This window comes from Streptomyces aquilus, assembly GCF_003955715.1.
GTDB lineage: Bacteria > Actinomycetota > Actinomycetes > Streptomycetales > Streptomycetaceae > Streptomyces > Streptomyces aquilus.
This window is the reverse complement of the sequence record NZ_CP034463.1, coordinates 9,351,855-9,364,032: the sequence shown is the minus strand read 5'-3', so window position 1 is coordinate 9,364,032 and position 12,178 is coordinate 9,351,855. Positions and strand designations below refer to the sequence as shown.

Genomic DNA, 12,178 nt, shown 5'->3' with positions numbered 1-12,178 from the left:
GTCGGCGACGGTGGAGGCCTTCCGCTTCCGCCACCGCAAAGGACAGGCCGTAACCGTGTTCGTCGCCTGGAGAGACCTGAGGTTCGCCAAGGGGCGGTTCGCCCTGATGGGAACCGTCGTCGTGCTCATCACCCTGCTGGTCGGGCTGTTGTCGGGGCTGACCGCCGGGCTGAGCCGGCAGAACATCTCCGCGATCACCGGCCTGCCCGCCGACCTGATCGCCTTCGGCGGGTCCGGGGGCGGGCGGGAGCTGTCGTACGCGGGCTCCAGTGTGACCGAGCAGCAGTGGCGGCGGTGGGCCGGGACGCCCGGTGTGACCAGCGCCGAACCGCTCGGCATCACCACCACCCGCGCCACCGCCGGTGACCGCAGCGCCGGTGTCGGCGTCTTCGGTGTCACCCCCGGCTCCCTGCTCGCCCCGGACAGCGACAGGATCGGGCCGCGCACCGCGGTGCTGTCCGTCCCGGCCGCCGACGCCCTCGGTGTGCGGCGGGGGGACGACGTCACGCTGGCGGGGCAGAAGGTGAAGGTGGCCGCCGTACGCGGCGACGCCTCCTTCAGCCACGTCCCGGTCATCTGGACCAGCCTCGACCTGTGGCGTGAAGCGGCGCCCCCGGCCGGCGCCGGCGGCGGTCCGACCGCGACCGTGATCGCGCTGACCACCGGCTCCGGCACCGATGTGCGGGCCACCGACCGGGCCGTCGGCACCACCACGGTCGGCAAGGACGACTCGCTGTCCGCGATCGGCTCCTACGCCTCGGAGAACGGCTCGCTCCAGCTGATGCGCGGCTTCCTGTTCGTCATCTCCACCCTGGTGGTCGGCGCCTTCTTCACCGTCTGGACCATCCAGCGCGGTGCCGACGTCGCCGTGCTCAAGGCCCTCGGCGCCTCCACCGCGCACCTGCTGAAGGACGCTCTCGGGCAGGCCGTCGTGCTCCTGGTGGGCGGCACGCTGGCCGGCACCGGCCTCGCCGCCGGGGTCGGTGCCCTCGTCGCCGGGTCGACGGTGCCGTTCGTCCTGACCCCCGCCACCGTTCTCGTACCGGCCGCGGTGACGGTCCTGCTCGGCGTGCTCGGGTCCGCCCTGTCCATCCGCCGGATCACCTCCGTCGACCCGCTGACCGCTCTGGGGAGCGCCCGATGAGCCTGCGTCTGACCGCCGTCACCCTCACCTACCCGGACGGCGAGGGCCGCCTCACCGCCCTCGACCGCGTCACCCTGGACGTCCCCAGGGCGAGCCTGACCGCCGTGGTCGGCCCTTCCGGGTCCGGCAAGTCCAGTCTGCTGGCCGTCGCCGCCACCCTCGTCACCCCCGACGCCGGGACCGTCACCATCGACGGAACCCCCACCACCGGCATGACCCGCGGCGAACTCACCGACCTGCGCCGGCACAAGGTCGGCATCGTGTTCCAGCAGCCCCACCTCCTGCCCTCCCTCACCGCCGCGGAACAGCTCCAGGTCATGGCCCACCTCGCCGGCCGCTCCCCCGGCAAGGCCCGGGACCGGGCGGAGCACCTGTTGGACGCGGTGGGCCTGGGCGGCCAGGCGCATCGCCGCCCCCACCAGCTCTCGGGCGGTCAGCGTCAGCGCGTCAACATCGCCCGTGCCCTGATGAACGACCCGACCGTCCTGCTGGTCGACGAGCCCACGAGCGCGCTCGACCACGAACGCGGCGCCGCCGTCGTCGACTTGCTCGCCCGCCTCACCCGGCGCCGGAACACATCCACCGTCGTGGTCACCCATGACCGCACCCACCTCGGCGTGGCCGACCGGATCGTCGAGGTCCGCGACGGACGCGTCACGCCCGTCTGAGCGGGTCCCCCGGTGCCTCCACCGAGGGTGCGGCGGCCTCCAGGAGAGAACGGCAGAGCGGCGACGGCATATTACTGAACCGTAACCTTCCTACCGCTACCCGCGGTAACCCTCACGGCGCTACCGTCCTGACACTTCGTCTAAGAGTGGCATCGGAGCAACGGTGGGACGACCGCCTCCGCATGCCCGCGTCCCATCCGACCGGTCCGTCAGGTCACCGAGCCGCACCTGAAGCTCGGCCTCCCTCTTCTCCGGAGGTCTCGCATGCCCGCTCCCGTACGTCTCGCCGCCGTGGCCGTCACGGCCGCCGCCTGCCTCGGCGCCTCGACCGTCCCGGCGCTGGCCGCCGACGGCGGCACCGTGGTCTCCCGCGGCGTCACCATCCCCGCGTTCTACAACCCGCCCGCGACGCTTCCGGCCGCGAACGGAGCGCTGGTCCGCAGCGAGCCGCTGCCGCTCGCGCTGAGCCTGCCCGGCCTCGACGGCCCGCTCCCCGGCAGAGCCACCCGCCTGATGTACAAGTCCACCGACTCCAACGGCCGGCCCGTGGCGGTGACGGGCGCGTACATCGAGCCCTCCGCCGCCTGGCCGGGCACCGGCCCTCGGCCGCTGGTCGCGCTGGCGCCCGGGACCATGGGACAGGGCGACCAGTGCGCCGCCTCCCTCGGTCTCGAACACCCCCTCCAGCTCAACGGGCAGACCATTTCCGTCGGTTACGAGGATCTGGCCGTCTACCGCCTGCTCGCCAAGGGCATCGCCGTCGTCGTCACCGACTACGCCGGCCTCGGCGCGACGGACCGGCTGCACACGTACGTCAACCGGGTGGACGAGGCCCACGCCGTCCTGGACGCCGTCCGCGCCGCCCGTTCGCTCCCCGGCCCCTCGCTCACCCCCGCCTCACGCGTGGCCCTGTTCGGCTACAGCCAGGGCGGCGGCGCCACCGCCGCGGCCGCCGAACTCCAGTCCGCCTACGCTCCCGACGTCCTGATCGCCGGCACCTACGCGGGGGCGCCGCCCGCCGACCTGACCCAGGTCACCAAGGCCATCGACGGCAGCGACCTCGCCGGCGCACTGGGCTGGTCCGTCAACGGCTTCCTCCAGTCCGACCCCGCTCTGCGACCGATCGCCGACGCCCATCTCAACGCGGCCGGCCGCGCGGCGCTCGACGACCTGTCCACCATGTGCGTGGGGGACGCGCTGTTCGCGTACAACTCGGCGCGGAGCACCGCCTGGACGACCGACGGCAGGTCCATCAGCGACGTCATCGCCGCGGAACCCGCCCTCCAGGCCTTCCTCGACGAGCAGCGCATCGGCACCACCCGCCCGAGCGGGCCCGTCCGGCTGGCAACCGGCACGAGCGACGATCTGGTGCCGCACGCGCAGGCCCGCGGCCTCGCCGTGGACTGGTGCCGGTTGGGCGGCAACGTCACCTACAAGCCGGTGATCCTGCCCGACGCGGGCCGCGGGCTGATCAACCATTTTGCTCCCCTGCTCACCGACCAGGGCGACGCCATCTCCTGGCTGACGGATCGCCTCAACGGCAAACCGGTCACGTCCGCCTGCGCCCTGCTGCCGTTCCAGCCCTGACCGCGTGCGGCCGCTCGGGGAAGGCTACGGCGGTGTGTGCCTCGGAGACAGGGCATGGTTTCGGACGGCAGCAGCTACCCGACCGCCCGTCCCGTCACCGCGCTGTGCACGACATACGCGGCCGCCACGTCCAGGACCGCGTGTCCGGTGGACTTGTACACGGTGAGTTCGTCCGGTGTGCGCCGGCCGGGAGCCGAGCCGTCGAGGACCGCGCCCAGGAGGGTGACGGTCCGGTCCGGCGGGAGTCCTTGCAGTTCGTGGGCGCCGGAGGGCGGTGACGTGGCGGCCGCTCCTGGCCACTCGGCGTAGAGCGTCGCGTCCTGGACGGTGGCGGCGTCCAACTCGTGGCCTTGGGAGCCACCGACCGAGCTCACATGGGTGCCAGGGGCCAGCCATGCACGTCGTAGGACTGGGGCGGTCGCTCCGGTGCAGCAGTAGACCGTGGCGGCCTGCCGTACGGCCTTCTCGATGCCGTCGGCCGCGCGGCCCGCGGGGTGCAGGGCCGCCGTCGCGCGAGCAGCCTCGGGGTCGCGGCCGACCACGGTGACGGGCTCGTCGGGCCGGAGCACGGCCAGCAGGCCGACCTGCGCGCGGGCCTGCACGCCGGTGCCGACGACCACGACGGGACCGGGGCGGGCCAGGGCCAGGGCGCTGTGGGTGGCGGACGCCGCGGTGCGCCAGGCGGTGATGGGCTCGGCGTCCAGGACGGCCAGGGGGCGGCCGTCCTCCGGGGCGAAGAGGGCGACGATGCCGCGGTGGGTGCTGCGGCCGGGGTGCCCGGGGTCGGCGAACACCGTCACCAGTTTCGCGGCGAGGCCCTGCCCGGGGACGTATCCCGGCATCGCGCCCAGCAGCCCGTGCGGGGTGAAGGCGGCGGACCGCGGCGGCGCCGAAGCCCGATCCTGCGCCACGGCGACCAGCGCGTCGGCGACGGCGGCCATGAGACGGTGCGGGTCGAGGGCGGCCAGCGTGGCGGCTTCGTCGAGCACGATCAGCTCGGTCATACGCCTACCTCCCCACCCACCCGGCACAACAGACCGGTCAGCGTGTCGACAGCCGAGGCGAGGGCGGCGCCCAGCGTCGGCAGGTGTTCCTCGTCGATCTCGGCGGCGGGCCCGACGAGGGTGATCGCGCAGACGGGCGCCCCGGGGACGGGTACGACCGCTCGGCTGACGGACGCCACGAACTGGTCGTTGCGCCCGTGTTCGACGGCGTGGCCCGCGGCCTCGGCGCGGGCGATGTCGGCCAGCAGGCCGGCGTCTCCGTCGAGGGCGTGCCCCTGTGCGCGGGCCGCGTCGAGATAGGGGCCGCGCGCCTCGGGGGCGAGCGCGGCGACCAGGGCGAGCGGCCCGGCGAAGCGGTGGGCGGGCAGCCGGTCACCGAGCAGGGTGCTGATCATGGCGAGCCGGTCGGGTCGGACGACGTCCACGACGCGTGAGCCGTCGCTCTCCAGGACCTGGAGGTTGGCCATCAGCCCGGTCTGCGCGGAGAGCTTCTCCAGCACCGGACGGGCCACCGAGGTCAGGGAGTTGTGGGCGGCCCGGGCCGAGAGCAGGAGCACGGCCGTGCCGGGCAGATAGCGGTCGTCGGCGCGCAGGACCCAGCCACGCCGGACCAGGTCCACGAGGATCCGGTAGGCGGTCGCCCGATGCAGCCCCACCTCGTCCGCGAGCTCGGTGAGCCGGGGCGGCCGGGGCGCCCGGCCGACGGCCTCGATCAAATCCAACGCTTTGTCGACGGCCGTACGCGGCGCGTGTGGCGCTTCAGGCACGTGTGGCGCTCGTGGCATCGAAACCCTTCCGACAGCTGCGTGCGGAGTCTCCCGGTGGGGCATGTCGCTCGCCGGGGTCCGGGGGTAGGGTACCGGTTGTTTCGTCGACCGAGAGCGTTGTTACCTACAGCGCAACACGTCGCCTACCGAGGGAGTGGTGAGCTTGACGAGCGACAGAGCCGGGGCGGCGACGCCGTTCGCACCGCCTGAGACGGGCGCGGTCGTCGTCTACCGGGGCGCCACCCTGTTCGACGGGACCGGCAGCCCGCCCCGGCCGGGCACGTCGATCGTGGTCGACGGCTCCGTGATCCGGGCCGTCGTGGACGACACCGACCCCGCGGCGGTCGTCGAAGGGGCCGAAGTCGTCGACCTGACGGGGCAGTTCGTCACTCCCGGGCTCGTCGACGCGCACCAGCACCTCGCCACTCCGCCCGACCGTCCGGCCGCCGAGGCCGTCCTGCGCCGTCTGGTGCACAGCGGGGTCACCTCCGTACGGGACATGGCCGACGACCTGCGGCAGATCGGCGACCTCGCCCGGGCGGCACGGGTCGGGGAGATCCCCGCACCCGACATCCACTACGCGGCGCTCATGGCCGGCCCCGGCTTCTTCGACGACCCCCGCACGCACCAGGTCAGCCAGGGCGCGGTGGCCGGTGAGGTCCCCTGGATGCAGGCCGTCACCGACGCGAGCGACCTGCCGCTGGCCGTCGCCCTGGCCCGCGGCACCTCCGCGGCCGCCATCAAGGTGTACGCCGACCTCGACGCCTCCCTCGTCGCCGCCATCACCGCCGAGGCGCACCGGCAGGGCGTCCCGGTGTGGGCGCACGCCGCCGTGTTCCCCGCGTCGCCGGGCGACGTCGTCGCGGCCGGTGTGGACAGCGTCTCGCATGTCACCCTGGTCGCCCACGAGGCGGCGACCGGGCCGCTGACGTCGTACAAGGACAAGCCGCCCGTCGACCACGCGAGCCTGGTCACCGGCGAGGACGAGCGACTGGAGAAGCTCTTCGCCCGGATGCGCGAGCAGGGCGTCGTGCTGGACGCGACCGCCGGGCTGTACACCTCCCACGAGTTCGCGACCGACGACCCGGAGGCGGCCGAACGCGCCGCCCGCAACACGGAGTTGGCGATCGCCCTGACGCGGCAGGCGCACCGCGCGGGAGTCGAGCTGGCCACCGGGACCGACTACGAGACGCCACCCGAGGAGCCGTTCCCCGCCTTGTACGAGGAACTCGCCTTTCTGGTACGGCGATGCGGCCTCCCGGCGGCGGACGTGCTGCGTTCGGCGACCCTCGTGGGCGCCCGCAGCGCCGGCGCCGGACACCTCACCGGCAGTGTGGAACCGGGCAAGCTCGCCGACCTCGCGGTCTTCGCGCGCGACCCGCTGGCCGACATCGACCACCTGCGCACCATCACCCTGACCGTGAAGCGGGGCCGGCGCTTCCCGCGCGCCGCCCACACCACCGACCGACCCGGGGAGAACCGTTGACCGGCACGCCGATGATCATCAACGCGCTCGGCCAGCTCGACAATCCCAACGCCCCGCAGTCGCTGGCCGCCGCGGGCGACCTCAACGCGAGCGGCGAGCAACTCACCGTCGACGCCCGCACGTTGGCCGAGGCGCATGCCTCCGGCCTGACCGCCGTCAACATCACCCTCGGCTATGTGATGGGCGACCTGCCGCCGTACGAGCACACCCTGCACGAGATCGACGTGTGGGACGGCGTCGTCGCCCGGCATCCCGAGGACCTGCTGAAGGTCACCAGCGTCGCCGACATCCACACCGCGCACCGCGACGGGCGGATCGGTGTCATCTACGGCTTCCAGAACGCGGAGGCCGTCGGGGACGACGCCGGCCGGGTCGCCGTCTTCGCCGAACGCGGCGTCCGTGTGGTGCAGTTGACGTACAACCAGGCCAACCAGCTCGGCGGCGGGTCGATGGCGCCCGCCGACACCCCGCTGACCGCCTTCGGGCGCGAGGTGGTCGACGCGCTCAACGACCGGCATCTGATGGTCGACCTCTCGCACAGCGGCGAGCGGACGTGTCTCGACGCCGCCAAGCACTCCTCCGTGCCGGTGTCGATCAACCACACGGGGTGCCGGGCGCTGACCGATCTGCCGCGCAACAAGACCGACGAGGAACTGCGCCTGGTGGCCTCCCGGGGCGGTTTCGTCGGCATCTACTTCATGCCGTTCCTCAACCCCGGCGGCCACGCGAGCGCGGCGGACGTGGTCGAGCACCTCGTGCACGCCGTGAACGTGTGCGGAGAGGACCACGTCGGCATCGGCACCGACGGACCGGTCACCGCCATCGACGACCTCGACGCCTACCGGGCGCGGCTCGCCGAGCATGTGGCGCGCCGCCAGGAGGCCGGGGTGTCGGCGGCCGGGGAGCGCGCGGACACCTTCCCCTTCGTGGTCGACCTGCGCGGCGTCGAGCAGTTCCGTGAGCTGATCCGGCTGCTGGAGCGGCGCGGCTGGTCCACGGCACGGGTCGAGAAGGTCATGGGACGCAACTTCGTCGCGTACGCGGAACGGGTGTGGCGGGACTCCGACGCCGGCCGCGGCACGCCCGACGCACAGACCGGCCTGCCCTGGGAGGCGCGCAGTGAGTGAGCACAGCAACGGATCCGCACCGCGCAGGATCTTCATCGACAAGCAGAGCCCGCAGGCCTTCCAGGCTCTGGTGAAGACCTCGGAGGCGGTGAGCGCGACGGCCGCCGAGGCGGGACTCGACCGGACGACCGTCGAGCTGATCAACCTGCGCGTGTCCCAGGTGAACGGCTGCGCCTACTGCCTCGACCTGCACACCCGGAAGGCCCTGCGCGCGGGTGAGTCGCCGCAGCGGCTGGGCGTGCTGGCGGCCTGGCGGGACGCCGACGTGTTCACCCCCGTGGAGCGTGCGGCACTGGAGCTCGCGGAGGCGACGACCCGCGCGAACGACTCCGCCGCCCAGGAGGCCGCCTACGGTCTCGCCCGTCACGTCCTCACCGAGGACCAGATCTCCGCCGTGATCTGGGTGGCCGTCACCATCGGCGCGTTCAACCGCGTCTCCATCATGAGCAAGCACCCGGTGACGGCACCGCGCCGGGCCGCCGCCACCGTGAACTGACGAGCCGTCGACCGCGCACGTCCGGCGGCTGCAGCCGGACGTGTCGACAGCGGACGCATCAACCACGTCAGAGCGTGAGCGAGGCGTCCACTGCTCCGCTGTGCTCCCGCACCACGTCCCGGTACCACAGCGCGCTGTCCTTGAGCGTGCGGCGCTGGGTCTCGTAGTCGACGTGGACGATGCCGAAGCGCTTGGAGTAGCCGTAGCCCCACTCGAAGTTGTCCATCAGCGACCACACGAAGTACCCCCGCAGGTCCACGCCGGCGGCAAGGGCCCGCTGGGCGGCGGCGAGGTGGCGGTGGATGTAGTCCACGCGCTCGGGGTCGTGCACGGCGTGACTGCCGTCGGGGCCGACGGTGACCTGGTCCTCGAAGGCCGCTCCGTTCTCGGTGATGACCAGCGGCTGCCCGGGGAACTGGGCGTGCAGGTCCAGGAGGAGTTCCTCCAGGCCATCGGGGTCGATGTTCCAGCCCATGGCGGTGTGCGGGCCGTCCGTCGCGTGGAACTCGACCTGGGGTGAGCCGGGCCAGGGCGAGCCGCCCACGTCCTTGTGGCCGTCGTTGTTCTGGCGAGGCGCTCCGCCGTCCCAGAGGCCGACCGTGGTGGTGGCGTAGTAGTTGACGCCGAGCAGGTCCAGGGGCTGGTGGATCCGGGCCAGATCGCCGTCCTCGACGAACGCCCAGTCGGTGATGCCCGCGGTGTCCTCGATGAGGTCCTGCGGGTAGCGGCCGCGCAGCAGGGGCTCGGTGAAGGCCCGGTTGGCGAGGGCGTCGATCCGTCGTACGGCCTCCTCCGCGCCCTCTCCCTTGCCGCGCAGCACATGGAAGTTGAGGGTGATGGAGTACTGCGGGTCGTTGGTGGTGACCGCCCTCAGCTGCTCGACCGCGAGGCCGTGGGCGAGGTTGAGGTGGTGCACCGCGGTCAGTGCCGCGGCGCCGTCGGTGCGGCCGGGGGCGTGCGCGCCGGAGCCGTAGCCGAGGTAGGCGGAGCACCAGGGTTCGTTGAGGGTCGTCCAGATCGCGACGCGGTCGCCGAGGGCTTCGCCGACGATGCGGGCGTAGTCGGCGAAGGCGTGGGCGGTGGCGCGGTTCGTCCAGCCGCCCTCGTCCTCCAGCGCCTGCGGCAGGTCCCAGTGGTAGAGCGTCGCGACCGGGGCGATGTCCCGGGCGAGCAGACCCTCGACCAGCCGGCTGTAGAAGTCCAGGCCCTTGGGGTTGGCCGGGCCGCGGCCCGTGGGCTGTATGCGCGGCCAGGCGATGGAGAAGCGGTAGGCGCGCAGGCCCAGCGACGCCATGAGGTCGAGGTCGGCTTCGAGGCGGTGGTAGTGGTCGGCGGCGATGTCACCGGTGTCGCCGTTCCAGGTCTTGCCCGGGGTGTGGGAGAAGGTGTCCCAGATCGAGGGACCGCGCCCGTCCTCGTCGGCGGCGCCCTCGATCTGGTAGGCGGCGGTCGCGGAGCCGAGGAGGAAGTGCGCGGGGAAGGACAGAGGCGGCTGCTGAGCTGTCGTCATGCGGGTTTCTCTCTGCTGGAGTCGGCCGGGAACCAACGCGATGTTAACGTTAACAAGCTGCCCAGGTCTGCACCCCGACGAACCTCACTTCCCGCCCCGCACCGTCGCGGTCAGGGGCGGGCCGTGCGGGGAGCCGCGGTGCTGTGCCGTACGACGAGGTCCGGGGCGATCCTGTGGCGTTCCGCGGGCTCCCCGCCCAGCATCCGCACCAGCACTTCGATGGCGTTGCGGCCGAGGTGGGCGAAGTCCTGCCGGACCGTGGTCAGGGCCGGGACCAGGTATCCGGCGCCCTTCATGTCGTCGAAGCCGACGACCGACACGTCCTGCGGCACCCGCACGCCCCGCTCGGCGAACGCGGCCAGGGCCCCCATCGCCATCTGGTCGTTCCCGGCGAAGACCGCGGTGGGCAGGGCGGCGCCGGCGGTACAGAGTTCGTGGGCGAGACGGAACCCGCTCTCCGCGCTGAAGTCGCCCTCCAGCAGCGCCCCTTCGGCTCCCGCGGCGGCGAGTTCCGACTGCCAGCCCTCGACGCGGGCCCGGGCGTCGAAGGTGCGCAGCGCGCCCGTGAGGTGGGCGATGTCGCCGTGTCCGAGGTCGAGGAGGTGACGGACGGCGAGACGGGCGCCGAGTTCCTGGTCGACCTCGACGAAGCTCAGATCGGGGCTGGGGACGTTGCCGGACATCACCACCGCGACCGGCACGCCGATGGCGAGGCGGGTGAGGGCCTCGACGGCGACCGGACGGTCGGCGACGACCGCGATCGCCTCGACCGACTGGTCGGTGAGCCGCTGAAGCGTCTCCACGAGGTCACCGGTGGTGCTCTCGCCCTGCCGGCTGGCCAGGCTCACCCAGTAGCCGGCCTCCTTGGCGGCCGTCTCCACGCCGAGGAGGATGCGCGGCAGTTCGAACAGGTCGGAGCCCACGATCACGACACCGATCGTCGAGGAACGGCGGCTCTTGAGGGCCCTGGCGACACTGTTGCGGCGGTATCCCAGCTTCTCGATCGCCGCCTCGACCCGGGTCCGGGTCTCCGGGCGGACCGACGGATGGCCGTTGATGACACGGGAGACGGTGATGTGCGAGACGCCGGCCTCCCGGGCCACGTCCATCATGCCTGGCGGCCGGTCCATGTCACTCGTCCTCTGCCCTCAACCTCAGCAGGCGGCCTCGCGCCCTGCGCCGATACTGTCACAGGCGCCGGACCTCCTCTCTTCGGCCTCGTCGGCCCCGGCCTCAACCAGGCAGAGCCGCCAGCCAGTCGGTGAGGATCCGATTGACCTCGGCGGGGCGTTCCTGCTGGATCCAGTGACCGCAGCCGTCGAGGACGTGGGACGAGATCAGCCCGGGAAGCGTGACGGGGTAGGCGTCGATCGCGCCGGCCAGCCAGGTCGTGGACGCGTCCAGGCTGCCGCCGATGAACAGGGACGGCTGGGTGATCGGGGCACCGTCGAAGGCGGCGAGATCCTCCCAGTCGCGGTCCATGTTCCGGTAACGGTTGAGCGCGCCGGTCAGGCCCGTGCGCTCGAACTCCCCGGCGTAGAAGTCGAGTTCCCGCTCCCCCAGCCACCCGGGCAGCGGGCCGCGCGGGAACCGGTCGCGCAGTGTCCCGCCCTTGCTGACGAAGTGCGGATCGGGAGCGCCGGGTGGGGGCATGGTGTCGGCGGACAGTGCCGCGTAGAAGCCCGCGAGCCAGCCCCGTACATCGGGTTCGATCTCGGCCTCGGCGCGACCTGGCTCCTGGAAGTAGGAGACGTAGAACTCCTCTCCCCCGCCGGACTCCCCTTCTCCGCCGAACTCCCCTTCCCCGCCGGGCTCTTCCGCTCCGCCCATCCGGGCGAAGAGGTCGCTGGGGCGGGGCCCGCCGCGCGGGGCGTACGGGACGCTGAGCAGCCCCACCGCCCGGAAGACGTCCGGCCTGAGCAGGGCGGAGTTCGCGGCGACGGCCGCGCCCCAGTCATGCCCGACGACCACCGCCGACTTCTCGCCCAGGGCGTGCACCACCGCGGCGTTGTCCTCCACCAGGTCGAGCATCCGGTACGCGTCCACGGCGGCGGGCTTGGCCGAGCGCCCGTAACCGCGGACGTCGACGGCGACCGCCCGGTACCCCGCCGCCGCGAGCGCGGGCAGCTGATGGCGCCAGGAGTACCAGGATTCCGGGAAGCCATGAACGAGCAGCACCAGCGGCCCGGTTCCCTGCTCCACCAGGTGGATGCGGCCTCCCGGCGCGTGCACCGATCGGTGGACGACTTCGGCGGCGTACTGCGTCGTCATACGGCTCCTCCCGAACTCCCGGGCTGTCGAACTCCCGGCTCCCGAACCTCCGTACCGCCGATCCTGCGCAACCCCCCGCCCCGACGACCACCCTGTTTGCCGGTTCGGCAAATCAGGC

At 72.7% G+C, this 12,178-nt stretch carries 11 protein-coding genes; 6 read left to right on the top strand and 5 right to left on the bottom strand.

Features of this window, described 5'->3' with window-relative positions:
• Nucleotides 1–55 precede the first annotated feature (55 nt).
• The 3 genes from EJC51_RS42870 (at nucleotide 56) to EJC51_RS42860 (ending at nucleotide 3,399) form a co-directional block, all read left to right on the top strand.
• Nucleotides 56–1,144 (top strand): ABC transporter permease, encoded by a 1,089-nt coding sequence (locus EJC51_RS42870; RefSeq protein ID WP_126276050.1) that lies wholly within the window; start codon nucleotides 56–58, stop codon nucleotides 1,142–1,144.
• On the top strand, nucleotides 1,141–1,812 hold the full coding sequence (locus tag EJC51_RS42865; protein ID WP_126276049.1) for an ABC transporter ATP-binding protein: 672 nt from the start codon (nucleotides 1,141–1,143) through the stop codon (nucleotides 1,810–1,812). The genes EJC51_RS42870 and EJC51_RS42865 overlap by 4 nt, the downstream gene beginning before the upstream one ends.
• A 264-nt stretch (nucleotides 1,813–2,076) precedes the next feature.
• Nucleotides 2,077–3,399, top strand: a complete 1,323-nt coding sequence (locus EJC51_RS42860; RefSeq protein ID WP_126276048.1) for a lipase family protein — start codon at nucleotides 2,077–2,079, stop codon at nucleotides 3,397–3,399.
• A gap of 74 nt (nucleotides 3,400–3,473) precedes the next feature.
• Here EJC51_RS42860 and EJC51_RS42855 read toward each other — a convergent pair whose 3' ends face one another.
• The gene (locus EJC51_RS42855) at nucleotides 3,474–4,403 is read right to left on the bottom strand and encodes an ornithine cyclodeaminase family protein (protein ID WP_126276047.1); all 930 of its coding nucleotides are present in this window, start codon (nucleotides 4,401–4,403) and stop codon (nucleotides 3,474–3,476) included.
• Nucleotides 4,400–5,170 (bottom strand): IclR family transcriptional regulator, encoded by a 771-nt coding sequence (locus EJC51_RS42850; protein WP_244363115.1) that lies wholly within the window; start codon nucleotides 5,168–5,170, stop codon nucleotides 4,400–4,402. The genes EJC51_RS42855 and EJC51_RS42850 overlap by 4 nt, the downstream gene beginning before the upstream one ends.
• A 163-nt stretch (nucleotides 5,171–5,333) precedes the next feature.
• Between EJC51_RS42850 and EJC51_RS42845 the strand changes: the two genes are divergently transcribed.
• Genes EJC51_RS42845 through EJC51_RS42835 form a run of 3 tightly spaced genes read left to right on the top strand, consistent with a single transcriptional unit; the run spans nucleotide 5,334 to nucleotide 8,279 of the window.
• Entirely contained in the window at nucleotides 5,334–6,656 is a 1,323-nt protein-coding gene (locus EJC51_RS42845; RefSeq protein WP_425276826.1) for an amidohydrolase family protein, read from the top strand.
• Complete coding sequence (locus tag EJC51_RS42840) at nucleotides 6,653–7,783, top strand: dipeptidase (RefSeq protein WP_208870782.1); 1,131 nt, start codon at nucleotides 6,653–6,655, stop codon at nucleotides 7,781–7,783. The genes EJC51_RS42845 and EJC51_RS42840 overlap by 4 nt, the downstream gene beginning before the upstream one ends.
• Nucleotides 7,776–8,279, top strand: a complete 504-nt coding sequence (locus EJC51_RS42835; RefSeq protein WP_126276044.1) for a carboxymuconolactone decarboxylase family protein — start codon at nucleotides 7,776–7,778, stop codon at nucleotides 8,277–8,279. The genes EJC51_RS42840 and EJC51_RS42835 overlap by 8 nt, the downstream gene beginning before the upstream one ends.
• Before the next feature lie 67 nt (nucleotides 8,280–8,346).
• On the opposite strand, the gene EJC51_RS42830 is transcribed toward EJC51_RS42835, so the two are convergent.
• From EJC51_RS42830 to EJC51_RS42820, 3 genes are all read right to left on the bottom strand, one after another.
• Nucleotides 8,347–9,789 carry a GH1 family beta-glucosidase gene (locus EJC51_RS42830; RefSeq protein ID WP_126276043.1) on the bottom strand — a complete coding sequence of 481 codons (1,443 nt, stop codon included), beginning with the start codon at nucleotides 9,787–9,789 and terminating at the stop codon, nucleotides 8,347–8,349.
• 110 nt (nucleotides 9,790–9,899) lie between these two features.
• Nucleotides 9,900–10,919 carry a LacI family DNA-binding transcriptional regulator gene (locus EJC51_RS42825; protein WP_126276042.1) on the bottom strand — a complete coding sequence of 340 codons (1,020 nt, stop codon included), beginning with the start codon at nucleotides 10,917–10,919 and terminating at the stop codon, nucleotides 9,900–9,902.
• A 103-nt stretch (nucleotides 10,920–11,022) separates the two neighbouring features.
• The gene (locus EJC51_RS42820; protein WP_126276041.1) at nucleotides 11,023–12,060 is read right to left on the bottom strand and encodes an alpha/beta fold hydrolase; all 1,038 of its coding nucleotides are present in this window, start codon (nucleotides 12,058–12,060) and stop codon (nucleotides 11,023–11,025) included.
• Between the last annotated feature and the right edge of the window lie 118 nt (nucleotides 12,061–12,178).

Coding starts and splice junctions, on each gene's coding strand:
- EJC51_RS42860 (WP_126276048.1), top strand. CDS start 2,077: ATGCCCGCTCCCGTACGTCTCGCCGCCGTGGCCGTCACGGCCGCCGCC.
- EJC51_RS42865 (WP_126276049.1), top strand. CDS start 1,141: ATGAGCCTGCGTCTGACCGCCGTCACCCTCACCTACCCGGACGGCGAG.
- EJC51_RS42825 (WP_126276042.1), bottom strand. CDS start 10,919: ATGGACCGGCCGCCAGGCATGATGGACGTGGCCCGGGAGGCCGGCGTC.
- EJC51_RS42820 (WP_126276041.1), bottom strand. CDS start 12,060: ATGACGACGCAGTACGCCGCCGAAGTCGTCCACCGATCGGTGCACGCG.
- EJC51_RS42830 (WP_126276043.1), bottom strand. CDS start 9,789: ATGACGACAGCTCAGCAGCCGCCTCTGTCCTTCCCCGCGCACTTCCTC.
- EJC51_RS42855 (WP_126276047.1), bottom strand. CDS start 4,403: ATGACCGAGCTGATCGTGCTCGACGAAGCCGCCACGCTGGCCGCCCTC.